This window comes from Chryseobacterium sp. c4a (assembly GCF_009900745.1).
In the GTDB taxonomy this organism is placed as follows: Bacteria; Bacteroidota; Bacteroidia; order Flavobacteriales; family Weeksellaceae; genus Chryseobacterium.
Map to the genome: position 1 here is coordinate 20,305 of NZ_WXVU01000002.1, position 24,266 is coordinate 44,570.

Annotated in this window: 26 protein-coding genes and 1 tRNA gene; 11 read left to right on the plus strand and 16 right to left on the minus strand. The window is 34.7% G+C overall.

Translation table 11 applies throughout. The features are described from left to right. Nucleotides 1–139: 139 nt before the first annotated feature. A tRNA-OTHER gene (locus tag GTR01_RS04475) sits at nt 140–252 on the minus strand. Nucleotides 253–365: 113 nt separating this feature from the next. Then, nucleotides 366–1,748, minus strand: a complete 1,383-nt coding sequence (locus tag GTR01_RS04480; RefSeq protein WP_160136670.1) for an RtcB family protein — start codon at nt 1,746–1,748, stop codon at nt 366–368. 163 nt (nt 1,749–1,911) lie between these two features. Between GTR01_RS04480 and GTR01_RS04485 the strand changes: the two genes are divergently transcribed. The 3 genes from GTR01_RS04485 to GTR01_RS24490 all read left to right on the plus strand — a co-directional run bounded on the left by GTR01_RS04485 (nt 1,912) and on the right by GTR01_RS24490 (nt 3,556). After that, a complete protein-coding gene (locus GTR01_RS04485; RefSeq protein ID WP_185155090.1) occupies nt 1,912–2,247 on the plus strand; it encodes a HopJ type III effector protein in 336 nt (111 codons plus the stop codon). Between the two features lie 23 nt (nt 2,248–2,270). Then, a complete protein-coding gene (locus GTR01_RS04490; RefSeq protein WP_160136671.1) occupies nt 2,271–3,290 on the plus strand; it encodes a helix-turn-helix transcriptional regulator in 1,020 nt (339 codons plus the stop codon). A 128-nt stretch (nt 3,291–3,418) separates the two neighbouring features. Further along, nucleotides 3,419–3,556: a hypothetical protein gene (locus GTR01_RS24490; protein WP_185155091.1), complete on the plus strand. Its 138-nt coding sequence runs from the start codon at nt 3,419–3,421 to the stop codon at nt 3,554–3,556. A gap of 299 nt (nt 3,557–3,855) precedes the next feature. On the opposite strand, the gene GTR01_RS04495 is transcribed toward GTR01_RS24490, so the two are convergent. Together GTR01_RS04495 and GTR01_RS04500 are read right to left on the minus strand one after the other, a co-directional pair. Further along, the gene (locus tag GTR01_RS04495; protein ID WP_160136672.1) at nt 3,856–5,040 is read right to left on the minus strand and encodes a DUF1501 domain-containing protein; all 1,185 of its coding nucleotides are present in this window, start codon (nt 5,038–5,040) and stop codon (nt 3,856–3,858) included. 38 nt (nt 5,041–5,078) lie between these two features. Then, nucleotides 5,079–6,458 (minus strand): DUF1800 family protein, encoded by a 1,380-nt coding sequence (locus tag GTR01_RS04500; RefSeq protein ID WP_160136673.1) that lies wholly within the window; start codon nt 6,456–6,458, stop codon nt 5,079–5,081. A gap of 557 nt (nt 6,459–7,015) precedes the next feature. Between GTR01_RS04500 and GTR01_RS04505 the strand changes: the two genes are divergently transcribed. From GTR01_RS04505 to GTR01_RS04535, 7 genes are all read left to right on the plus strand, one after another. Beyond that, the gene (locus GTR01_RS04505) at nt 7,016–7,579 is read left to right on the plus strand and encodes a hypothetical protein (RefSeq protein WP_160136674.1); all 564 of its coding nucleotides are present in this window, start codon (nt 7,016–7,018) and stop codon (nt 7,577–7,579) included. A 116-nt stretch (nt 7,580–7,695) separates the two neighbouring features. Continuing rightward, a complete protein-coding gene (locus GTR01_RS04510; protein ID WP_160136675.1) occupies nt 7,696–8,745 on the plus strand; it encodes a glucokinase in 1,050 nt (349 codons plus the stop codon). A 142-nt stretch (nt 8,746–8,887) separates the two neighbouring features. Beyond that, the gene (locus GTR01_RS04515) at nt 8,888–9,454 is read left to right on the plus strand and encodes a YceI family protein (protein ID WP_160136676.1); all 567 of its coding nucleotides are present in this window, start codon (nt 8,888–8,890) and stop codon (nt 9,452–9,454) included. Between the two features lie 78 nt (nt 9,455–9,532). Next, nucleotides 9,533–10,159, plus strand: coding sequence for a YceI family protein (locus GTR01_RS04520; RefSeq protein WP_160136677.1), 627 nt, complete (start codon nt 9,533–9,535; stop codon nt 10,157–10,159). A gap of 203 nt (nt 10,160–10,362) precedes the next feature. Next, entirely contained in the window at nt 10,363–11,010 is a 648-nt protein-coding gene (locus GTR01_RS04525) for an alpha/beta hydrolase (protein ID WP_160136678.1), read from the plus strand. A gap of 102 nt (nt 11,011–11,112) precedes the next feature. After that, nucleotides 11,113–12,456 (plus strand): ammonium transporter, encoded by a 1,344-nt coding sequence (locus GTR01_RS04530; protein WP_160136679.1) that lies wholly within the window; start codon nt 11,113–11,115, stop codon nt 12,454–12,456. Between the two features lie 176 nt (nt 12,457–12,632). Beyond that, nucleotides 12,633–14,051 carry an L-serine ammonia-lyase gene (locus tag GTR01_RS04535; protein WP_160136680.1) on the plus strand — a complete coding sequence of 473 codons (1,419 nt, stop codon included), beginning with the start codon at nt 12,633–12,635 and terminating at the stop codon, nt 14,049–14,051. 128 nt (nt 14,052–14,179) lie between these two features. On the opposite strand, the gene GTR01_RS04540 is transcribed toward GTR01_RS04535, so the two are convergent. The 3 genes from GTR01_RS04540 to GTR01_RS04550 are packed head-to-tail and all read right to left on the minus strand — an operon-like array spanning nt 14,180 to nt 16,719. Continuing rightward, nucleotides 14,180–15,832, minus strand: coding sequence for a serine hydrolase domain-containing protein (locus tag GTR01_RS04540; protein ID WP_160136681.1), 1,653 nt, complete (start codon nt 15,830–15,832; stop codon nt 14,180–14,182). Between the two features lie 6 nt (nt 15,833–15,838). Further along, the gene (locus GTR01_RS04545) at nt 15,839–16,420 is read right to left on the minus strand and encodes a YIP1 family protein (protein ID WP_160136682.1); all 582 of its coding nucleotides are present in this window, start codon (nt 16,418–16,420) and stop codon (nt 15,839–15,841) included. A 26-nt stretch (nt 16,421–16,446) separates the two neighbouring features. Continuing rightward, nucleotides 16,447–16,719 carry a DUF2089 family protein gene (locus GTR01_RS04550; protein ID WP_160136683.1) on the minus strand — a complete coding sequence of 91 codons (273 nt, stop codon included), beginning with the start codon at nt 16,717–16,719 and terminating at the stop codon, nt 16,447–16,449. A 169-nt stretch (nt 16,720–16,888) separates the two neighbouring features. On the opposite strand from GTR01_RS04550, the gene GTR01_RS04555 reads away from it, so the two are divergent. Next, entirely contained in the window at nt 16,889–17,566 is a 678-nt protein-coding gene (locus tag GTR01_RS04555) for a hypothetical protein (RefSeq protein WP_160136684.1), read from the plus strand. A 148-nt stretch (nt 17,567–17,714) separates the two neighbouring features. On the opposite strand, the gene GTR01_RS04560 is transcribed toward GTR01_RS04555, so the two are convergent. The 9 genes from GTR01_RS04560 to GTR01_RS04600 all read right to left on the minus strand — a co-directional run bounded on the left by GTR01_RS04560 (nt 17,715) and on the right by GTR01_RS04600 (nt 24,253). After that, nucleotides 17,715–18,557, minus strand: coding sequence for a prephenate dehydrogenase (locus tag GTR01_RS04560; protein ID WP_160136685.1), 843 nt, complete (start codon nt 18,555–18,557; stop codon nt 17,715–17,717). 167 nt (nt 18,558–18,724) lie between these two features. Then, nucleotides 18,725–19,168 (minus strand): DUF5991 domain-containing protein, encoded by a 444-nt coding sequence (locus tag GTR01_RS04565; protein ID WP_160136686.1) that lies wholly within the window; start codon nt 19,166–19,168, stop codon nt 18,725–18,727. Between the two features lie 14 nt (nt 19,169–19,182). Then, the gene (locus GTR01_RS04570; RefSeq protein WP_160136687.1) at nt 19,183–19,662 is read right to left on the minus strand and encodes a hypothetical protein; all 480 of its coding nucleotides are present in this window, start codon (nt 19,660–19,662) and stop codon (nt 19,183–19,185) included. Between the two features lie 38 nt (nt 19,663–19,700). Next, the gene (locus tag GTR01_RS04575) at nt 19,701–20,216 is read right to left on the minus strand and encodes a hypothetical protein (RefSeq protein WP_160136688.1); all 516 of its coding nucleotides are present in this window, start codon (nt 20,214–20,216) and stop codon (nt 19,701–19,703) included. Then, nucleotides 20,161–20,868, minus strand: coding sequence for a hypothetical protein (locus GTR01_RS04580; RefSeq protein ID WP_160136689.1), 708 nt, complete (start codon nt 20,866–20,868; stop codon nt 20,161–20,163). The genes GTR01_RS04575 and GTR01_RS04580 overlap by 56 nt, the downstream gene beginning before the upstream one ends. 201 nt (nt 20,869–21,069) lie before the next feature. Continuing rightward, nucleotides 21,070–21,714 carry a hypothetical protein gene (locus tag GTR01_RS04585; protein WP_160136690.1) on the minus strand — a complete coding sequence of 215 codons (645 nt, stop codon included), beginning with the start codon at nt 21,712–21,714 and terminating at the stop codon, nt 21,070–21,072. A 24-nt stretch (nt 21,715–21,738) separates the two neighbouring features. Continuing rightward, a complete protein-coding gene (locus GTR01_RS04590) occupies nt 21,739–22,881 on the minus strand; it encodes a hypothetical protein (protein WP_160136691.1) in 1,143 nt (380 codons plus the stop codon). Nucleotides 22,882–22,991: 110 nt separating this feature from the next. Then, complete coding sequence (locus GTR01_RS04595; RefSeq protein WP_160136692.1) at nt 22,992–23,600, minus strand: hypothetical protein; 609 nt, start codon at nt 23,598–23,600, stop codon at nt 22,992–22,994. A 14-nt stretch (nt 23,601–23,614) separates the two neighbouring features. Then, nucleotides 23,615–24,253 carry a hypothetical protein gene (locus GTR01_RS04600; protein ID WP_160136693.1) on the minus strand — a complete coding sequence of 213 codons (639 nt, stop codon included), beginning with the start codon at nt 24,251–24,253 and terminating at the stop codon, nt 23,615–23,617. Between the last annotated feature and the right edge of the window lie 13 nt (nt 24,254–24,266).

A 24,266-nucleotide genomic window follows, 5' to 3' on the forward strand; every position in this document is an offset into this window, starting at 1 on the left:
TAGGAACTCCTTTTACCTATAGTTTTATAAAGCGGGGAGTAATGACCAAATATATAGGAACTCCCTTTGCCTTATGATTTGTAAAAAGGCGGAAAGTATTTCTAACTTATAGGAACTTTCTTTGCCTGAAATTATGTTGAGGAGCAGACAGGACTCGAACCTGTGACCCACAAACCTGGTGATTTATAGGAACTTTATTTGCCTGAAGCGAAAAGTAGCTTTTTGTTGCTCTACCATCTGAGCTACTGCCCCTACCATTATCATAAAAGTTTTCATGAACCTTACAGGCTCCTATACCTGCAAGGTTTGGTTATTAGTTTTCTTAGTAACCTATTAGGTTTAAATATGAAATCATATAAAACAAATTATGCTTTTCTGAATTTTTTCTTATTCTTCCATGGCGCATTCTTCTGAACGTCCCCTGCCATAATACATCCATAAGGCATCACTTCATCCAATACTTCACAAAGACCATATTCTTCAATCTGTGCTCTTACATTGGCTGCACTTTTATAGGCACTTGGCAGTTCAGAAATATCAATTTCATTGGAATAGAATCGGATATCCAATCCTGTAGTTTCCTCATTAAAGATCTCCTCAGTAGTTTTATGAGCCAATGATCTTTTATGCTGACTTCTGCTGAAATTTCTTCCTGCTCCATGAGGGGCAAAACCAAGGTTTCTTTCATTTGTTTTTCCCTGAACAATCAATACCGGTTCAGCCATATTCAACGGAATCAGTCTTGGCCCTGTGATATCAGGCATGAACTTATCATCCAATGGAGTCGCTCCTTTAGCATGGTAGAACAGATCACCATCTTTGAAAACAAAATTATGTTCATTCCAATATCTGTTTTCTTTCTCCATTCCCAGTTTGTTCAGTACTGCATCGTGAATGGAAGTATGGTTTTCTTTTGTCCATGTTCTTATCAATTGAAGCGCTTCCCAATAAGATTTTCCTTCTTCAGTATCGTAAGGAATCCATGCATTTTCTTTCAATGTTTCAGGAGAAATATCCTGTCTGAAACGATTGGCAACCTTCATTCCTTTATCGTACAATGCAGCGCCCGGAGCTCTGGATCCGTGGTGAGTGACCATCATGGTATTTCCTGTATTTTTAGACACTCCTACGAATAGGAAATGGTTTCCGTCTCCTTGTGTTCCCATATGAGAACGGGCAATACTGATCAGTTTTTCGTCATTTAAGAATTCATTTTCTCTAAAAGCATCCATCAATTCCTGAGACATAGGCATCTGTTCACCTCTTGGTCTTCCTCCATATCCGAAGTGTGTTACAGAATGAGCCGCATCCAGAATATCTTTAGGATTGGCCTTCCCAAAATCTGTCAGCATTACGGAACAACAGATATCTGCACTATGGAATCCGGGATGAATGGCATTTTTGGCAACCACTACACCACCTACCGGAATCTGACCTTCAGGGCCAGTAGGACAAGCATCAGGCATTAAAGCTCCATCAATCAGTGTAGGTGTTTTCATCAGAACCTTCATCGTTTTGATTACTTTTTCTACATTATCATTTTCACTTTCATGCTCAGCTCTGATGTTGATGATAAACTCAGGCGTAGTCTCATGAAGAGGAATAAGTTCCGGTTGTTTGAACTGTTCCAGATATTCTTTGATTTGAATTTCATCCAAATGATTTTCGTTGATATAAGCAATGGCATCTTTAAACCATTTAGCTGGTCTATATCCTAATTCGATTAAGTGATTTCCATTAAATTCCATTTGTTTTGTTATTTTGATGTTGCAAAGTAATATACTTATTGCGCAATAGTTTTGCGTAGATAAAAAATTTTTGATTATTTTTACAAAAATTTAAAAAAGAGTGAATTCACTGATTTGAAAATTAGAGTATTGGCTTTTTATAATAAAAATTAAACTTACAACTATGATATTATTAGAACAATTAAAACATTTTCCCGAAACCATTCAATTCCCTGATGTGATAGCCTATATTGATGCGCATTATAATTTTACGCCTACAGCATTCAAAAATGGGAATACAAGAAATGAAGAAGGGCAGAATAACGGTTCATGCAAAATATTCGGTTTTGCCTCTTATTATGGACTGACCAAAGAAGAAACCCTTCCACTTTTCGGAGAGTTTTACAGAGAAGATGTCCTTAAAAATCCTAACGGTACAGATCACCAGAACATCAGGAACTTCATGGAATTCGGATGGGATGGATTAATTTTTGAAGGAAACCCGTTGACCGAGAAATAGATTCTTAGCTAAAAATAACAATCATGTCGTCTAATAAAAATGCTCTAATCCGCTATAAAACATTAGATAAATGCCTCAAAAATAAATATCGAAAATATACTTTGGAGGATCTTATTGATGAATGTTCCGAAGCGTTATTTGAATTTGAAGGCAAAGAATCTTATGTAAGCAAGAGAACCATCCAGTTGGATCTTCAGAATATGCGAAGTGAAAAGTTCGGTTATGAAGCTCCTATTGAGGTATATGAAAGAAAATATTACCGTTACAGCGATCCGGATTACAGCATTCATAATATTTCAGTGAACGAAAGCGACCTGAAAGCGATGAACAATGCAGTTCAGATCCTGAAACAGTTCAAAGATTTCTCTATGTTTAAAGAGATGAATGGTGTTATTCAGAAATTGGAAGACTCTATTCATTCTACCAATCAGAAATCAATTATTCATCTGGATAAAAATGAACAGTTAAAAGGATTGGAACATATTGATATTCTGTATGAAAGTATTCTCAATAAAAAAGTGCTGAAAATTTTATATAAAAGCTTTACAGCAAGAGAATCCAGTGTGTATACCGTTCATCCGCAACTGTTGAAGGAATTTAACAACCGCTGGTTTCTGATCTGTTTGCATAAACAAAAGATGTATAATTTGGCTCTGGACAGAATGGAAACTATTGAAACCGATGAAAATCTTCCCTATATTGATAAGGAACTGGATGGTGATGAATACTTCAAAGACATTGTAGGGGTTACTGTTGCAGAATCTATGGTTCCCAGAAATGTTGTGTTCTTTGTAGATTCGGCAAATGCACCCTATATTAAAACAAAACCCTTACATAAAAGCCAGGAAGTGATCAGTGAAACGAAAGAGGGAACTCTTTTTAAAATCTGTGTTCAGATCAATTTTGAGTTGGAAAGGTTGTTGTTAGGCTTTGGAGACTCTCTGATTGTCCATAAACCGAGAAGACTAAGGGTAAGAATGGAAGATAAATTCAGAGCCGGAAATAGAAATTATCAAGAGCTGATTATCCCTGATGAAAAGTAGTTCTATTCAGAATTATAATGCAAAAACCTGGATATATCTATGGTACTCAGGAGTGAAATATAGGTTTATTTTCTTCCAGATTTTTATCTTGGCTTGGAAATTGTAGTGTTTAGGTACAAAATCACACTATGAAATCAAGAATATTTAAAGCACTTATTGCCATTATAGCACCTATTGCGATAGAGTATATCGTTAAAAAAATATCTGAGAAACTTGATAAAAAAGGAGATCAGAAAGAGAATGACCCTAAGCAGATTACTGCGTAAACGTAAAAGTAGTTTAAATTTAAAATTATCGAAAAGAGGCTGTCAGTATTGATAGTCTCTTTTTTATGGAGATAAGAGAAGATGATAATCACCCCGTCAATAATTCAGACAATTTTTGCCACGCTTCCGGAGGAAGGGAATGTAAAGCCCTAAGATTGAAATATTCATTATGATATTCAAGGGAAATCTTCGGTTTTCAAAGCTTAAGTGTACTTTTTATACATAAGCTTGTCACTTAATAATCACTTAAGTGTTACAAAAATTTTGTATCTTTTATGGTTGAAATACTCCCAGTTGATTTATATAAAATCATAAACCCCGTTTTTCCATCCCAAAACTTTAGAAGAATCGGCCTTTAGCCAGTTTTTCAAAATAGTAGCATATACTTTTCTGAAATCCTCAGTGTAGATCAGATCCCCTTCATTCAGCTGTTGCAAATTGGGAAGACTATTCAATAATCCTTTCTTTTTAAGGTTCCCGCTAATGAAAAACATTTGGTTGGCGGTTCCATGATCCGTCCCGTTGCTTGCATTTTGAGCTACGCGTCGTCCAAATTCAGAAAAGGTCATCAAAAGAATATTATTGAATAAACCATTGCTTTTCATATCAGCAACAAAGGATTTTACGGCTTCATTAATGTCACTAAATAGCTTTTTTTGCCTGTCATTTTGGTTTACATGGGTGTCAAAACTTCCGATAGAAAGATAGTAAACCTGAGTATTAATATCTGATTTGATTAATGAGGCCACTGTTTTGAAATCCTTTCCCAATTGAGAATTGGGATAAGTTTGTTCTGTTTTTTTGGCTTTGCTTTTATCGAAGATATAACCCGCATTATTGATGGTAGAACCTAAAGTCTGATAAAGGTAAGAAACCGTTTCGTCATCGTGATGATGGTCATAAAGAGATTGAAAATATTTCTCCTGGCTGGTTTGGTAAAGTCTTTTAGGATCTTTAAATGCAAAAGCTTTATTGTTTTCTCCTTTTAAGGCAAGGCTGAGCATGTCATCTACTTCGAGAGCCTGAGTAGGATGTTCACAACGGTAACATTCTTCATCAAGAAAGCGGCCAAGCCATCCGGTATCCAGAAATTCATCACTTCTGCTTGCCGATTGCCAGATATCCATACTTCGGAAATGGGATTTATCAGGATTGGGATATCCAACATTGTTCATGACGGAAAGTTCCCCATTATCGAAAAGTTCTTTAAAATAGGAGAGGGAAGGATTGATGCCGGCCTCATCCGTAAGAGACAATGAATCCGAAATGGCGAGTGTTTTTCTTTCTCTAAAATAAATATCATTTTTTGCTGGAATGATCGTGTTTAAACCATCGTTCCCCCCTGTAAACTGTAGGACAACCAAAATATTCTGATTGGGAGTTAGAGCTTCATCCAGTGTCATAGCCTTTAGAAAATTAGGCATTAACAGAGAAGCGGTTGCCAGTGAACTTATTTTGAGAAATTCTCTTCTTTTGATTAACATAGTGTGTTGGATTTAGATGAGGTTATAAGATGAAGATCTTACATTAATTGATATTCCGGTGTTGACATTAAATTAATAATGGTCATTTTCGTGCTTTTATCAGAAAAGCTATTTACCGTATTCATGTCCAGGCTTTGCGGATTTTGAATCAGATAATCTTCACAATTTTTATGGACAAAAACTTGATCCACACGGTTCCAGTCTATGGTGATACTAGGGTTTTTAAAGCTTTTGTTCAAAGCTGTCTCCCTTGATTTCATTCCCATATCAATATCATCATCCTGTCGTGGACTGTATTCCAGAGGCCGGAGTCCAGACCATATTTGGGGTACCTGAAGTCTCAACATCAGAGTAGAACTGTCGATCCAGGATCTTCCATTAGGCCATCCTGCTACATTAGGTGGATAGAGAAGCATTTGACCTAACAGTTTTTGGTATACGATGAGGTTTTCAGGATTCTGAATATGCATTGGGAGCATTCGCATCATACCTGCCATTAGCTCAATAGGAGATTTTATCCTGTTTCCGATATTTTTCTGATCATAAAACCATGAGCTCGAAAAGATGTCTGTCATCAGTTTTTTAATATCATAACCGGAATTATAAAAACCGGTACTGAGTTTATTGACAAGGTCTTTGTCAATATTTTCATTGACAAAGAATTTGTAAATCTTAGCGGTGATAAATTGAGCTGTTGCCTTTTGCTCCAGAATAATGTTTAAAGCATCATTTCCATCGAAATTACCTGTTTTTCCAAGAAAAGTTTTAGTGTTTTCGTCATGCTGATTCTTTCTTTCCTTAAAACCTCCGTCTTTATCATAGCTCCATCCTGTAAAGGCTCTGGCTCCTTCTCTTACATCCTTTTCCGTATAATTTCCTCTTCCCATGGTAAAAAGCTCCATAACTTCACGGGCAAAATTTTCATTCGGATGATCCTTTTTATTTTGCTGGTTATTTAAGAAGTTGAGCATAGCCGGAGACTGACTTACCTCAAAAAGGAGATCTTTGAAATTTCCCAGTGCATTTTTTCGGATAGTATTTAATAGCTGTCTGTTGAATTTTGGATTTTGAACCCTTGATGCAAAATGCCCATGCCAGAAAAAAGCCATCTTTTCTCTCATCTGCTCTTTACTGTTCACCATTTTATCCAGGAAATTAAGATTCAATTCTTCGTTCTGTATCCTATTGACTCGCTGCATTTCTTTTTTCTGGTCAGCAGGCGCGGTACTGCTCATATAGTCCGTAGTGGGAGCTATATCCGATGTTTCGTAATTAATCTCTGTAAAGTTTTCTTCTTTAAATAATTCATTAATCAACGCTTTTGTGTTTTTATTTTTCAAATCATCAATTTGATTAATTCCAACTCCAAAGCCTGCGCGCCAAAGAAGATGTTTGTTTTTTAATAATGAATCAGCCATGGTGAGAGCATTTATTTTTTTGATGTGTTTGAAGAAAAAAGGTTAAAATGATAACGGGTTAAGGTTTGTTAATATTATCATGAGTAATAGGTAATAGGTGTGGATCGTAGGATTGTTGGAAAACGCAAAGATGCAAAGATTTTTGACCGACTTTCTGTTGTAAGGCGCAAGGATTTTATCTGCGATAAAATTGTAGACCTGTAATCGTGGAAAAAAATAAAGCAGTTTCCTTGCTGAAAATTTTAGATTTTCTTGCGCCTTAAAAACAACATTATATTTAAATATCCTTGCGTCCTTGCGTTTTCCAACAATAAAATTTGTTTTGTATCAGAGTAATACATTTTTTATTCTTCAATTTTTTAACTTTTTATACTTTATTTCACATTTTAGGGGCGGTTTTTTATAAAAATTGTTAAACAAACATTTGAATTTTAACATAAAATAAGTTGTTGATAATCATTTTGTTGTGTTTTTGTTTGGTGTTAAAAAATAAGAGTTAACGCTGCTTGGCACGATTTTTACATCCTCTTGTTTAGTAAAATTTAAAAATTAGAGTTATGAAAATGTTTAAACAAGCAATATTGCTAGCTGGAATTTTAACAGCAGGTATAGCAAGCGCACAAAGTTCAAAAATGAATAACATGATCAAAGTGGGCGCAAATGTTGGTTTAGCAGTACCCGCAGATAACCTTTCTGCTGCAGTAGGTGTAGATGTAGCTTATCAAAACCTGATCACTCCTGGATTTGGATTAGGTATCGCATCAGGATATACTCACTATTTTGGTAAAGATAACAACGGTTATAAAAATAATGATGTAGGGGTAATTCCTGTAGCAGCTTTAGTAAGAATTTATCCAAAGCAAACAGGTTTCTATTTCGGAACTGACTTAGGATACGGATTTTTAGTAGGAGACAAAACGGTAGCTTCTAACACGAATGTGGAAAGAGCAAACGGAGGTTTCTATATCAAACCGGAGATTGGATACCACAACAGAGACTGGAACTTCTTCGTACAATACCAGAAGGTTTTTGTAGGAACTAAAGGAGATTTAGCTGGTCAGGACTATAATGTGGGGAATATCGGAGTAGGATTCGGTTATAATATTCCATTAGGAAAGTAGTTAGATTTAATATATAAACAATTATTAACCAAAACCTTTTCACGAAAGTGGAAAGGTTTTTTTGTTCTGTGCAGGATTTACGAAAACAATTATTATATTTGGTAAAATTTGAGGTTATGATTCTGAATCCAAAATTTCCACTTTATTTACCAGGAGTAGAGAACAGTAATAATGATAATGTTTCTATCATTGGAGCAAGTCTTCGTGAAGATATAACAATCTTAGGCTATTTTGTTTCCGGTAACGGAGGTCTTGAGATTAAAGTACAAAATACATATTCTACTAAGCAATATCCTTCTTTCAGTGATATCTTAAAGAAGTTTATTCAGGATAATCAACTGGAAAATGTAAAACGTCTGGGAATGGCAGTGCCAGGCCCTGTAATCGACGGAAAGAGTAGCCCTGCAAGATTGGGCTGGAACTTAGATGTTGAAGAATATAAAAGAGATTTCGGGTTTGAAAAAGTAGAAATGCTGAATGACCTGGAAGCTTCTGCTTATGGAATGGCTCTTCTTGAAGATGATGATCTTGAAGCGATCTATACCAGCGGACATCTTGAAAAAGGAAACGTAGCCATCCTTGCTCCAGGAAACGGACTAGGAGAAGCAGGGTATTTCTTTGACGGGAAAAATTTAAGACCTTTTGCAACAGAAGGTGGTCATTCTGAATTTTCACCAAGAACAAATGTAGAAGTTGAGTTCTATCAGTTCCTTAATAATATCTATGGGATTGTAAGCTGGGAAAATGTATTATCCAAATCAGGATTATTTAATATTTATCGTTTCTTAAGAGATGTAAAAAGACATCCTGAACCTGAATGGTTAGGAGAACGTCTTGCTAACGGTAATTTCGTTGAAGAACTTTATAAAGCAGCAGTAGAGGATAATGTACTAATCTGTAGAATTGCTTTAGATACTTTCCTTGAGTTCCTGGCAAGAGAAGCCAATAACTTGACATTGAAACTAAAAGCTATTGGAGGATTACTGATTGCAGGAGACATCCCGCAGATGGTAAGAGAATATATTGATAAAGATAAGTTCTACGAAAAATTCAAGATCAGTGATAAAATGGAGGGAATGCTTAAAAATATTCCGATCTATCTGGTTAAGCAAAATCACACGGCATTAAAAGGTATGGCACTTTATACCGCCTACTATCAAGAATAAAAAAAGCTCCGAAGAAATTCGGAGTTTTTTTATGGACTGATATTATTCATAAAAATAATTGAGATTCTTGATATACATCAACGAAATCTATCAAATAAGATGGCTACCTTTGTGCTAAACTTAATTAAAATAATTCTAAACAATGAAAAAAATATTCTTGTTAGCAGTATTAGCCGGTGGTTTGGCATTCGGACAATCTAAAAAAGTAGTAGCATCTGATGTTCACTGGTGGGGATATAAAGTAGCAAAATCTGAAGCAAGCTCTCATGATGGAACGGTAAAAGTAAAATCAGGAGATATGGTAATGAAAGGAAACCAGCTTGTAGGAGGAAGCTTTGTTTTGGATATGACTTCAATCAATGCTACTGACGTTTCAGGTGATTCTCAACAGAAATTGAACGGGCACCTTAAAAATGGTGACTTCTTTGAGGTTGAAAAATTCCCTACTGCTAGTTTCACAATTACAGGAGTAAAGAAAAATAACGATAAAATTTATAACTCTTTAGTAACCGGAAACCTTACTGTAAAAGGAAAAACGAACGCGATTACTTTCCCTGCAAAGATTGCTTACAGCAAAGGTGTAGTAAGTTTAGTATCCAATAAATTCTCTTTCGACAGACAGAAGTTTGATGTAAGCTATAAGTCTTCTATGCAAGATGTATTTTTGAAAGATGATATTGATATGCTTGTAAAGGTAACTGCTCAATAAATTAATCAAAAAAAGATTGTTAAAAGTGTAGAAGTTCTACACTTTTTTTTATTTTTGTTGAATTGTAAATAAAAAAGAATGAAAAGAATACTATTGTTTGCTATGGTGTGCGCAAGTATATCATTTGTTTCTGCCCAAAGAAAATTTGATAAGGTTTCGAAAGTGACTTCATCAGAGATCAGATGGTGGGGATATAAGGTTGTAAAAACTGAGGCTTCCTCCCATTCAGGAACGATAAAATTAAAAAGTGGAAAATTCAATTTCGATCATACGGTGTTGGTAGATGGTGAATTTGTAATCGATATGAGAAGTATGATGGCGGGTGATGTTTCTGATGAAGATCAGATCAAGCTTACCAATGACCTGAAAAGTACCAACTTCTTTGAAGTGAAGAAATTCCCGGTTGCCAAGTTCCACTTGACGAAGATTATTCCTTTAGCAAACAGTGAGTATAATTCTACCGTATACGGAGATCTTACCCTTAAAGGAGTAAGAAAGACCATTACTTTCCCGGCAAACGTGTATGTTACTCAGTTTACCGTAGTGATTGAGTCTGCGAAATTCTCTTTGAACAGAAGAGATTTTAAAGTATTCTATCAGTCTTCACTAAAAGATTACTTCATCAAGAACGAAATGGATATTCAGTTTAAAGTATCTACTGAAAAACTGGATAATGAAAATAGAGTTCCTGTAAAGAAGAAATAAAATTAAATGTAATGTTGATAAAATGAGCAGTTCTTAGGAGCTGCTTTTTTTGTGGATGATTTTGAGCTGTGAAGATCTGGGGCAAACTCTTTTGCTTTGCTGTGAATTTACTTTCAAAGATGGTTTTAGAAGGTTGAATATTTATCATTCAAGTTTTTAAAATCTAAACTGTAATTTTTCAGCATTTTTTATAAATTAGTAGTATGAAAATTTATATTGTAAGCGGTCTTGGAGCAGACTTTAAGGTACTTGAAAGACTACAGTTTCCTGAAGGTTGTGAACTCATTTTTATAGACTGGCTTATTCCTCAAAAAAACGAACCTTTTCATTCCTATGTTGAGAGAATGGCAGAGAAAGTTGATACTTCCGAACCATTCTGCCTGTTAGGGTATTCTTTTGGAGGAATTATGGTTCAGGAGATCAATCAACTGAAGCCGGCAGAAAAAGTGGTCATTTTGGGAAGTATTAAATCTGATAAAGAAAAATCACGATTTATTAAAACGGGAGAGGTAACTAAAATTCCACGAATATTACCTGTAGGGCTATTCAATGCTAAGGCTGCTAATGTATATGCGGTGCTCAGAAAATTGTTTGATCCTAAAAACCCAAGACTCCTTCAATATTTCAGGGTAAAAGATCCTTATTATCTGAAATGGTCTGTAGAAAAGGTGGCTGAATGGAAGTTTGAAGAAAATTCAAAAGTGATTCAGATCTTAGGAGATAAGGATATTGTTTTTCCTATCCGAAATTCAAAACCTGATTATGTTATTAAAGGCGGAACCCATTTGTTTCCGGCAACTAAAGCCAAAGAAGTTTCTAAAATCCTGAATGAAGTATTTAGTAAAAACTAATTATATTATTGGTTGAATAATTTTTTTTAGGGGTATTTTCTAAATAAATGTATTTTTTGAAAGATTTATATGTAATTTTGATAGGGGTTAAATATAAATTTCATGAAAATAGGTTTTAAATGGATCGTTTCATTCTCTATCATTGCATTGGTTGCCATTGGAGGATTGTTCTGGACTCCCATTACAGATGTTTCTGATCATGGGGTATTTTTAACTGAAGATAAAATTGTAGGAGCCGATGTAGCCTGGATTTTGGCTGCAGCAGGACTTGTATTGTTGATGACACCGGGATTATCCTTCTTTTATGGAGGAATGGTAGGGAAGAAAAATGTAATTTCCACAATGCTTCAAAGCTTTATCGCTTTAGGTGTGATCTCTATCGTATGGGTTGTGGTTGGGTTTTCATTATCCTTTGGTGAATCTTTAGGGATTACCATTGCCGGAAAACATTACGGAATTATTGGAAATCCATTAAGCTTTCGCTTTTTTAATGGAGTAGGGAGTCTGCCTCATAAAATGATGGCCCCCACTATTCCTTTTATTCTGTTTGCTTTATTTCAGATGAAGTTTGCCGTGATTACTCCTGCAATTATTACAGGATCTTTTGCAGAGAGGGTTCGCTTTATTTCTTACCTTTTATTTATGGTTCTGTTCAGTATTTGTATTTATACTCCGTTATGCCACATGGTTTGGCATCCTGATGGTCTTTTAAATAAATATTTTGGAGTAAAAGATTTTGCAGGCGGAACCGTTGTACACATGAGTGCCGGTTTTGCTGCACTTGCCGGAGCTTTGGTATTAGGAAAACGAAAAAATCCGCATCATGAGCCTTCCAACATTCCTTATGTACTTCTGGGAACAGGGATGTTGTGGTTTGGATGGTTTGGGTTCAATGCAGGATCTGCTTTGAGTGCTTCTGCTTCTGCAGCAACTGCTTTTGGAACTACCACTATTGCTTCGGCCTCGGCTATGATGACCTGGATTTTCTTCGACAGGATTAATGGGAGAAGCGTATCTGCTTTGGGAGCCTGTATTGGTGCAGTAGTAGGTCTTGTCGCAATTACTCCAGGATGCGGATTTGTGAGTATCCAGGAGAGTCTTTTCATAGGGTTTATTTCTGCCATCGTTTCAAATATGCTGGTCAACTGGAGAAGGTTAAAGAAAATAGATGATACCTTGGATGTTTTTGCCTGTCATGGGGTAGGCGGTATTATGGGAATGATCCTGACCGCTGTTTTTGCCCATGGTGAAAAAGCTAGCCTTCTTCATGGTGGAATTGACGTATTCCTGCATCATCTGGCTGCCTTATTCCTGGTATCCCTATTTACTTTTTTCGGATCTTTACTGCTGTATAAAGTGACCAATATGATGATTACATTAAGAGTCTCGGAAGAATCCGAAAATATGGGACTGGATCTTTCCCAACATCAGGAGCGTTTTAGCTGATACATCTTATTCAATAGATTGAATGGCTCTGAAGATTTCATTTTTTGAATTTTCAAAGACTTCACCTTATCCATTTGTTATATTCATGATGAAGGGCTATTAATTGTAAGATTTTACTATGCTTATTATAAGATTTATCCTGTATCTTTGCTTTTGAGGAAAATGAAGAATCATTTATGGAATCAATATCGGTTTTTGAGATTATTAAAGTAGGGATAGGCCCGTCCAGTTCGCATACGATGGGGCCATGGAATGCTGCATCTGCATTTATTAGAATTATAAAAAGAGAAAGATCAATAGAAGAAGTTAAAGAAGTCTTTCTTGAATTTTTTGGTTCACTGGCCAAAACGGGAATCGGACACGGAACGGATATCGCAGGAATGCTGGGTCTGAACGGTGAAGATTATAAAACGATTGATACCACAAAAATTGACCAAAAAATTGACTATATCAAGAGTACTCAAACCATTAATCTGGGTGGTGAAAAGGTAATTCCGTTTATTTATGGGCATCATTTGATTCTTAATATGAAGAAATCTCTTGATTTTCATCCCAATGGAATGATCTTCAGAGCTGTTTTTGAAGATGGAACTGAACTTGTTCAGGATTTCTATTCTGTAGGAGGTGGATTTATTGCCAGCCAGGAAAAAAATTCCATTCAAAAGCAATGTGTACGTACGATATATCCTTGCCATAAAGCTTCAGATATTGCAAGATACTGTGAGAAACTGGGACTTAATAAGATCTCAGACCTTATTTTTATTAATGAAGAAAGCTGGAGAACTCAGGAAGAGACAAGAGAAGAGGCTCTTTATATCTGGAAGCAGATCAAAGAATGTATCTACAAAGGGGTAAATAAAGAAGGAGTTCTTCCGGGTGGACTGAATGTTTCCCGAAGAGCAGCCGGAATCAATAGAAAATTATTAGGCGATAAAATCTATAAAAATAAAGATGAATGGTTTCAGCAGGTTGTAGATGCCGAAGAAAACTTTACCAACATCAATAAATGGATTGCGTGTTTTGCATTGGCCGTGAATGAAGAAAATGCAAGCTTTGGTAGAATTATTACAGCACCTACCAATGGGGCAAGTGGTGTAATTCCGGCAGTTTTGATGTATTCTCAGGCGTTTACAGACTCTATCAGTGATGATGATATCATCCGCTTCTTATTAGTGGCGGGAGAAATTGGAACTTTATTCAAGAAAAATGCTACTATTTCTGCAGCAATGGGTGGATGTCAGGCCGAAATTGGAGTGTCATCAGCGATGGCCGCAGCAGGACTTACTGAAATCTTAGGGGGAAGTGTGGGACAAGTATTGATGGCTGCAGAAATTGCAATGGAGCATCACCTTGGGCTAACTTGTGATCCTATCAGAGGACTTGTGCAGATTCCATGTATTGAAAGAAATACAATGGGAGCGATGAAAGCGATCACTGCAGCTAATATTGCATTAGAAAGCGACCCAACCAAAGCGAAAGTAACTTTGGATGAAGTTATTCAAACCATGTGGGAAACAGCGCTTTCTATGAGTGACCGTTTTAAAGAAACTTCTGAAGGAGGCTTAGCGATTGCGGTGAATGTTCCGGAATGCTAGTTTTCAATAATATTTATAATATAAAAATCCTTAGATGCTGTCTAAGGATTTTTTTGTTTTTCGCGTTTTGCTATTCCTCAAAGAGAGAGAGAAATGATTACGTTTTCAACTGTAATATCAGTGAAAAGCTATTGGTCAGAAATCGTTTTACTGAACAAAAATGTTTTTCCGCCTTGTATCAGATTAAGTTGGTTGTGTTCAGGGATGAAATTAAGCTTTATACCTGCTTTTTCAAAAGTGAACTGATCTTTTTCTGCCGCAGTGAGCGGAAATTCTGGCTGATTGGTTCCCTGGGCATATAATGCACCATCTTTAATGAATACTTTTAAGCCTAGAGCAATATCTTTTGAAGTGTAATCACCTGTATATTTTTCAAGACCAGCAACAGGTGTTTTAGCCGTATTAAATACCGGATATTGATAATCTTTGCCATATATAAGGTTCATAAGGCCAATATAGAAATTGTTATGAGAAAAGTTTTGACCATTAATGGTTACAGCGTAAGATAATTGATCTGTTGGTTCGAAGGTTACTATGGAATGACTTCCTGCCGTATCACCGCCATGTCCGTAGGAAATTATATTGTAGAACGGAACTTTCATGATTCCTGAACCAAATACTTTTTCTTTTGGATTGGAAATCATCATGTCAACTGTTTCTTTCTTGATAAACTTACCGTTGAATAGCGCATTGATAAAGGTATTCAGGTCTTCAGGAGTAGAGGTGATGTCTCCCAGGCCAATACAATTATGAAAATCAAAATCTTTTACTTCTGTCCAAGCATCTTTTTTTAATTCATACGATTTAAAAATATTCTTTGGGTTGTCGAGAACAGAAAATGTGTTGGGCATTGAAGTTTTGTTCAGAATATTTTCCTTTAAAATTTCGTTATAAGGCTTGTTATGAATTTTTTCAAGTATTCTGCTTAATAGGAAATAGGCAGAGTTGGAATATCTCAGTTTTTCTCCGGGTTTAGATTTTACCCCTTCTTTTTTAATGACTTCGATAATGGCTTTATCGCCTACTGCTTTTCCAAAAAGCCAGTTGTCTTTAATAGATTCACCTGCATAATCTCCCAATCCGCTGGTATGATTCAGCATGGTTTGGATAGTAATGTTTTTGGCATTCGGAATTTCAGGATAGAATTTGGAAAGGGGATCGGAAAGATTTAATTTTCCCTTTTCTATAAGCTGAAAAAGCATCACTGCAGTCATCAGTTTACTGATGGAGCCTATTTGATAACCTGTGTTTTGATTATAAGTAGTGTTTGCTGGTAAAAGATTTTGACCGAAGTCTTTCTTATAGATGGAGATTCCGTTTCTGAAAATGGCTACACTTCCGATTTCCTGGTTATTCTGAACCATATAGTTTAAAAAATCATCAATCTTCTGTGTATTGATGGCCTTTCCGTTGAGAAAAGGAATTTCAGTGCTTTCAGGCTTACTCTCTCTGTAAAGGTTGAGCACCATATTTTTACCGTTTTGAATAAGATTTCCTTCAAAATGATCGGTTTTGTAGATTCCTTTATAACCGGCATTGATGCTTCCTATCTCCAGATTGAGTTCGTTATTATTGAAATCTGTTTTATCTGTAGGAATTTCCTTAGAACTTTGTTTAGGACTTATCAGGGTTGTAGTATATCCTTTTGTACTTTTTGATATTTTAAAAATAACAGGTAATTTCATGGCCTGAGTGTCTAATTCACCATTCCAGATTCCTTCAATTTGGGCGTGACAAATCTGTGCCAGGCATGCCAGCACGAATAATAGTTTGATTTTCATGGTATTTTAAATGATTTTATTAATGAGAATTTGGCAGACTAAAGTGCTGATCAATGAAACAATACAAAAGAGTACAATATGCTGCCATTTTTTAATATTGGTTGCTGTTTTAAATCCATTATAAAAAAGAGTAATGCTATAGATAAGTGTGGTAATGGAAAGAACCATCATGCAAATCATAATTATAAAATCCAGAAAGGGAAATACTCCCGAAGGATCAGACTGATACTTGATTATATTTTTTCCTGCCATCTTAATGGATGATATTTTCCCGATGCATTGAAAAAGGATCAGAACAAGCTGAGAAATTAAAACAGTATTGACAATATCAATGATCCTTGTTTTGCTATTTAGAATTTTACCTAAAATAAAAAGAACCATAATGGCCGTTATAAAGCTTAATAAAGTAGAGATTACAATAGTCTGAAATGATGCATTTTCTACAGAGCTGATTTTGTATATACTCGTGAAGGTACTTCCTGTCCAATATCCTGCAACTATAGAAAGAGCAACGGCAAGAATTCCGACAAGAAGTAAATGTTTTTCATCGAATCTTTCAAACGGATTGAAAATGGTTTTCCAGTTCATTATGAATTGAGTTTACAGGTTGTTATTTATAGTTTATTTTTCAATTGTTCCACCTTTGTGATGAGGTCATCCATTTTATTTCTCATGGTGGGATAGGATAGACCTGCTTGTTTAGCCATTTCTTTAATGCTTCCACTAGAAAGAAAGAAATTGAGTACAAAATCCTGCTCATCACGATTGAGCTTAAGCAGAACAGGTAGTTCATAATCTCCACTTACTTCCGTTTTACAACTTGGGCATTTCATCTGGCTTACATTAAGAGTGTTATCACAGCTTGGACAGACTATCGGTAACTTCATTGAATTTATTTTTTTACTAAAGTAATGTTTTTTTTAATAAAGTTAAAATGTTTTTTAATTTTATTAAAAATATTTATAAAAATGAAACGTATATTAATTCCTTATTAAGGTGAATAAAAGTGTTGGCTATTAAAACAAAATCAAATACTTTTGCCGAAAACTAATTAACATGAGAAAAGTCTTAATCCTTCTGTTTATTGTATCATCATTGGCTGCATATTCACAGATCAATATTCCGGAATCTTCAGCAAAAGGAATCATTATTACCCAGGATAATCAGAAGATATTTTATACTAAATTAACCTATAGCAAGGGAAAGGTTACTTATACCAATGCTCAGAATGGAGCGGAGGAGTTTCTTTATGACAATTCTATAAAAGGAATCCGGGAAGATGGTAAGAATGTGGTAGGAAATGTATCTGAAGAACACCTTACCGGGACTGTTACAAATACTGAGGCTCCTAAACTGACCTCTAAAAAAGAGATCAAAGAATATTTGATTCAGACTAATAATGTGCAGTATAGACAAGGAAGAACCATCAATAATATTGGAACAGCTCTTGTTGCCGGAGGTGCGGCATGTTTCGTGATAGGAGGAATATTGAATTTATCAAAGTCAGACACAGATGCTACTAGTGGATTAAAGAATGGTGAAAGTCGTGGTTCTTCAGTACCGCTTGTTATTGGGCTGATAGGCGCTGGTGCTGGTGTTGTTCTTAAGTTGGTAGGACATTCACAGATGAAAAACGCTATCAATGATTACAGTACTGCCGATATCAAAAGGTTTAAGCCTGCTTATTATGTACTTAATGACAGGAATGGACTGGGAATGATGATGAAGTTTTAAAGTAGGGAAGAGTCAGTTTTTATCATTATGAATCCTGCTTTTTAGAAAGTTTCTTAATAATAAAAGTCATAAAACCTTAGTAGTAAAGTTTTATGACTTTTTCTCTTGAATATATATTGTTTTTAAAAACAGAGCCGATAGAATCGTTTTATCTTAAAATTCCTCTGATTCTATTCGCATTGGTAATCAACTCTTCCAGGTATTCATAATTTTCTTTTTCTAAAGCAGATTTGAATTTTCTGAGCTGAGTAATATGCTCATTCAGTACATCTAATACATTTTCTTTGTTTTGTTTAAAGATCGGAACCCACATTTCAGGATGGGATTTTGCAAGACGCACGGTACTTGAGAATCCGGAACTGGCAAGCTGGAAGATGGTTTCTTCTTCACGTTCTTTTTCCAGAACGGTATTAGCAAGGGCATAGGATGTAATGTGAGAGATATGGGAAATATAAGCCGTATGGATATCATGATCTTGGGCATCCATATAGATGGTATGCATTTCAAGGGCATTAACGATGCTTTCAACAACATTCAATGCATCTCCTGCAGATTCTTCTTTGTTACAAATTACTCCGGCCTTGCCTGCAAAACTTTCCGCCACAGCAGACTTAGGGCCATTGTTTTCAGTACCCCACATAGGGTGAAAGGCTACGAATCTTGAACGTTTGGGATGGTCTTTAACGGCTCCTACAATTCCTGCTTTAGTAGAACCTGCATCCATAACGGTCTGATGATCCGAGACAAGATCCAGAACGCTTGGCAATAATTTTCTGGCAGCATCTACCGGAATGGCAAGGATGATAAGGTCTGAATCTTTGACTCCCTGTTCCAGATCTGCCCCGGCATCAATTATTTTTAAGTCTAATGCCTCGTTGATATGCTGTTGGCTGTTATCGATTCCGTAGATGAAGCTGGCGATGTTTTTTTCTCTTAATTTCAGAGCCATTGAACCTCCGATTAATCCTACTCCAATAATACTTATTTTCATCTTTTTAAATTTTTTAAAATAAAAAAACCTCGTCCTAGGACGAGGTTTTAAGTTATGTTCATAAGAATCCCTATCCCAGATCTGAGTTAAAAATTCTATAATAATATGTTCCGTTGTTAAAATTCACAAAGCGAAATTATAAAATATTTTTTAAAGTTGGTTACTTTTTATGATTTCTTTTTAACAGGAATTGGGGTATTGTACTGCCAATGCTTGTTGGGAACGATTTTACTTTGAAGAAAATATTTTCCATTTCTCCTGAAGACCACAGCCAGGGTGTCGATAGGAGAGTGGTTAGTCATGGGATTACCTTCTATTTCTTGGATGTATCTTACAATGATCTGTTGTTCATTTCCGGTGATGCTGCATACGTCTGTAAAAAAGGTTTTATAGCCAAGTCCGCCAAAAGTACAACTGTCTTTAGTGATGGTGAGGGCATAATCCAATGTCATTTCTGCGTTTTCATCCAGTTTTCCAAAATCATGAGAGAGGGAATAACTTCCTTTCCATTGTTGATGAAGGGTGACTTCGGAATTTTTAGCAGCTTCTTCCGGCAGGCTTTTACAAGAAATGATACTAAGAGCTGTAAGGATAAAAAGTGTTTTTTTCATGTATTAAATTGATCCTAATCAGCGCTGTGGATGATGGTTCTTTTTACATTTTCCCCTTTTTGTTCCAATTCAAGAGTCGTTACACCGCCTGCAAATAAGAATTCAATTTCAACTTTATTGGGAGATACTTTGTAGCTGATTGTTTCCAGTCCATCCTGATGAATTTCTTTTTCACTGCTTTGTTTAGGCAGTTCAGAAAGGAGAAGTTCAGCTTTTTCCACTTCTTTTTCTTTGATGGTTCTCTGGTAAATATCTTCCATTTTACTTTTAGGGAAAATACATTCCAGCTGCGTTTCATATTCAACGGTTTTTTCTGTACATTCTTTTAATGTAGGAATTTCTTTACTTTCTTCAACAGGTTTTTCTGCGGTAGGAGCTTTTGCAACAATACTGTCTTTCTTTATTGGTTCTTTTTCATGTACGGTTTGTTTAGAATCGTTTTTACAGCCTGTAACAATGAATAGGGTAAGAGCGATGAAGCTTATCTTTTTCATGTATAAAGAGTTGATTTTATATAATTAATTATTGAATATTATCTAAGAAACGTGTCTTTTGGTTGGTGTCGAGTATCTCTGTAGAAAAGACATACCTCAGGAATGGGAAGCTGTTCGGAGGATTGTAACCGCCACCAGACGGTATTGTATTTTTTATCCCAGTTTGAAAGTTTTGCTTTTATTTTATGAGTATTGGGAGGGGGAGTGTAAAGTTCTGCTATTATACTTCCAGCCGTTATGACTCCGGAAATCATTCCTTCCTCTGATTTCCCTTCTGCAGTAAATCGGTAGGTTCCTTTTATACTGTCACTATTTTTAATGTTTTCTAACTTAATTTCGAATACTTCATATTGATTCGTCTTTATTGCCTCCCAAGTTCCACGGATTGTATCTTTAATAAGATCATTAGCTAACCGATGGAAATATCCTTGAACAGCAGCACTGTCACGGGTGTTGATTTTTTCCTCCAGTGTCAAAGGTTTATTTTCCATGGATCTGTTACAGGAAATCACACTTAACATGGTGAGTAAAAGTACTTCCGTTTTTATCTTCATAGGAACGTGTTTTCAAAGGTTTATCTGTACTTATCTTGTAAGTTCTATCTTGTCTCCATTCATTGGCTTTTGCTTCCTTGCCTTCATTTCTTACTATAAAATCTTCAATTATATTCCAGCTATTGTCGTCACTGTTATACTTATATAGAAATATAGTTCTTGGAATTTGTGGCGTGTATGGTGCATCTCTATCGGGAGTATGCTTTAAATACTTTTTGGGAATATGGAAGATGAAAATATTAAATTCTTTACTAAGGTCTTTGAACGATTGCTGACTGAGTTTTTTATCAATCATGGTATCAGCATCCTGATTTTTATATTGCTTTGTTTGTTGGGTATACCATTTTTCGGCTCCAATTTTAGGGACAAGGATAAACGTGGTTTCTCCATTTTTGTAATTGAAATCAAAATTACGGTAAACTCCTGCTGTACCTGTGCTTGTGATGCCTTCCAGGTCATCAACAGGATAGTTGATAAAATCGATATTTTCATCCTGAAATTCTACTGTTGATGGATTTGCCTCCACAGGAGTATGCACTACTTTTTGTTCGGAAGAAGTAGCCGGAGGTATAGATTCCTTTCTATTGGTTTCAGAAGTTTTTTTGCATCCCACGATCAGTAATAAAACACAAAATGAAATCATCTTTTTCATGGGGTGAATATACCTCTTTATTGTGTACAGCGTTTTCACTGTTTATGGGGATTTTTTCACTGGTAGCCTTATGATATGAGTTTAAGGTTAAGCTATTCCCGCCGAGTCATTGGCTTTTCTACAGACTGTTTTGTTTATCTGAGTTGTATTCTGCTTTTCTTAAATATTGAATGATGACTTCTTTTGATTTTTAAAAAGGTATTATTTAGAATTGATTGTTTTAACATTGAAGCTCTCAAACGGAATAACTCCGAAATTTTTTGTAGTCAGTTCTGTTTTATATTCTTTTTCATCCCCAGATGACATTTCACTGGTCAAGGTTGTGTATCTGTGTAGGTAAATTCCTTTTTTAGTTTTATCATATTTAAAGGTCGTGAAGCCTGTTTCAATAATACCACCACCACCATTAGACTGTTCAATAGTAAAGTAATTGTCTTTAATTTTAAGATCAGAAAAGCCGGCAGCAACATTTTCAGGATAATAAGGTCTGATGATGCTGTCATTGGTTAAGGTTATCAACTTATTTTTATTATTGCTTACTATAACAACGACTCTGAAAAGCCTACAATCAGTGGGTTTAATTTCTTTATTCCATTCCGTACCATAAACTGTTATTTGATCAGGTTTTCCATCCTGGTTGATATCGGCTTGTTTTTGAGTGATAATTGAATAGGCTGTGTCTATTTCAGCCTCAATGTGTTTTTTTTCTTCAACTTTCGTCGATTGAACGCTTTTGTCTACCGATCTTAAATGCTCTGTTTCAGGGGAAGAGAACGGTTTTTCTTTCTGTTTGTCTGAGCAAGAAAGTAAAATAGAGATGAGTAAAATTAAATAATATTTCATCATGTGCTTTTATCCTAATTATTGAGCTTATTGTTCATCATCTTGCGGGGAAGAAGGGTTTTCATTTTGTAAGTCTCCACTTTCAATATATTTTTTCAAAAATGGAAATCCAAAATAATTGTGTTTTTTAAGAATATCTAATACTTCAGGGTGATTCATTGCATTTGCACTTTGTACATAGAAAAGAGTAGAGGCTTGAGAATTCCAAGAATCTGTACTTTGACCTTTATATTTATTCAATGCTGGAATTTCAATATTTGAAATATAGGCAACAATTTCAGCTTTTTCTTCCGGTGAAAACTGAGATTTGATATCGTCATTATACAGTATAGCAATCACATATTTTGATAAAGCGGAAATATATTTGTCATTATTTTTAGAAGTACTTTTCTCAATATATTTGAGTAATTTTTTTCTAATGTTTAGTTTTCCATCACAGTTTTTTACAAATAAAAGATTTCCTATTTTTTGAGTCGATTCTGGTGTCTCCTTAGAATATTCGTCATAGAGTTCGTTGAGTGTAAATTCATTTATTTTTTCCTCTTTATCGTAACCAAAAGTTATCAGTAATGTTTTTAAAAATTCTTTATCATTAGCCAATAGCCACGTTAGGTCGGCTTTACTGTTATTGAACAAATATTTATTTTGAGCAATAATGTTTTGAGGAATATGAGTAGAGTAGTTTTGTCCATTAATTGTGACAATATTTTTTAACAACATAAAAGGGGTCAATAATTTATTTTTTTGATCAAAAAATATATTTCCTGTTTCAGCGTATGATTCAAATAAATTATCTTCTAATGTACTTTGTGATCCATCCAGAAGATTACCATGATATACAATATACCTCGTATCAATTTGTTCCTGCCGAATACATTTGCTATCCAAACCAAAAATAGAGTTTATTTTTTGTGAAAAATCTTCTTTAGTGGGTGCTTCATAACCTTTACTTTTTAGATCTTTACTAATCAAATCTGAAAGTACATCCAAGTCTATTTTCGATAAAGTATAGTTGTCTTCAGTTTCTTCCTTTTCCAAATAAGCTTGCTTATCAAGAATATTTTTTATTTGAATAGTACTAATGTTTTGAGTTTCATGGTGTTCTTCATTTTTCTTATGTTTTGAGCATGAAACTGAAATAAAGAGTATTAGAATTAATAATTTTTTCATTTGTGTTTTGGTTTTTACTTCATTCTGTTTTTAATTCTTTGTGTTACTCCAGACATATCATTTAATTAACTCTCGATGAAAGTATATTTGATGTATGCTTCTTATGGCATTTAATAATAAAGATTATATTTCTCCATTTCAACATCTAAAGACTCGTCCAGATAATGTAGAGAATCAGATTTGATTGTACCATCAGCACTTATGCTGTTTTCTGTGTAAGAAACAATACCTGCTGAATTTCCTCTTAAGGGATTTAAGGGGAAATACTTTATTTGCCAAATTTTATTTGTCTTTGTATTAAAATAAGACAGACAATTGTAGTTTCCAAAACCATCCCCTGAAATATTTCTGTAAAATTGTATTGAATCTGTTTTTTTATTGTTGACGTAAGTAAAGAGGTTTACTTTTATAATACTTCTATCAGTTTGTTTTTCTTTTACAAGCTTAATGAAAACATTATCTTTTAAAGGAAAATAGGATTCATTGTTTTCTGATAATGTATATTTTTTTAAATATTCATCATTTTGTTGTTTTAAGACCAAATCTTCTTTTTTGTTCTTCAGAGAATTAAAGTAATTTGGGCTTGCAATAATAGAATCTCCAGAAAAATAATTTTTATTGTGCCCAGCATTTTTTGATGAATTGTCCACTGTTTTTTTGCAGCAAACACTCACCAATATTATCAGTAATAAAGCAGATGAACTATATATTTTTTTCATATTTATTCGAAATACTAATATTTTATTGTTTCTGAATTATAATTCTCGAAGGTATTTATGCCAAAATCTTTAGTAGAATATACCACATCCTTGTCTTGATTTGCATCAGGATATATTGTTGAAAATCCTAGTTTATGTAAATAGATAGCATTATTTTTTTTATCAAAAATGAACGTAGTATACTTATTTTGTATAGGTTGTGATGAAATATTCTCTTCTACGGTAAAATAATTATTTTTAATAGCTATATCATGGAATCCTTCCGCGTAAGAATTAGGATTGTATGAGTTTATAATTTTACTATTGCTATATTCAGTAAACTCCCCACTTTTCTTATAGATTAGGATGTAAATCGTTGAAAATCTATTTTCTGTATTTGCTTTTCTAGGGGTGAAAACAAGTATTTTATCTTTAATAGTATCCATGTTTAGGTCACAATCTTTCTTCAAAATAAGACTGTCAGTAACACTTTTTGATTGAATAAGCTGATCTAATTTTGATAATTGAGTATGTTTATCTTCAACCTCTTTACCATGGTTGTTTATGGATTGATTAGTGCTATTGTTTTGTGTTTCATGGTGTTCTTCATTTTTCTTATCCTTTGAGCATGAAACTGAAATAAAAAGTACTAGGATTAAAAAGTTTTTCATCATTGTGTTAATAGAT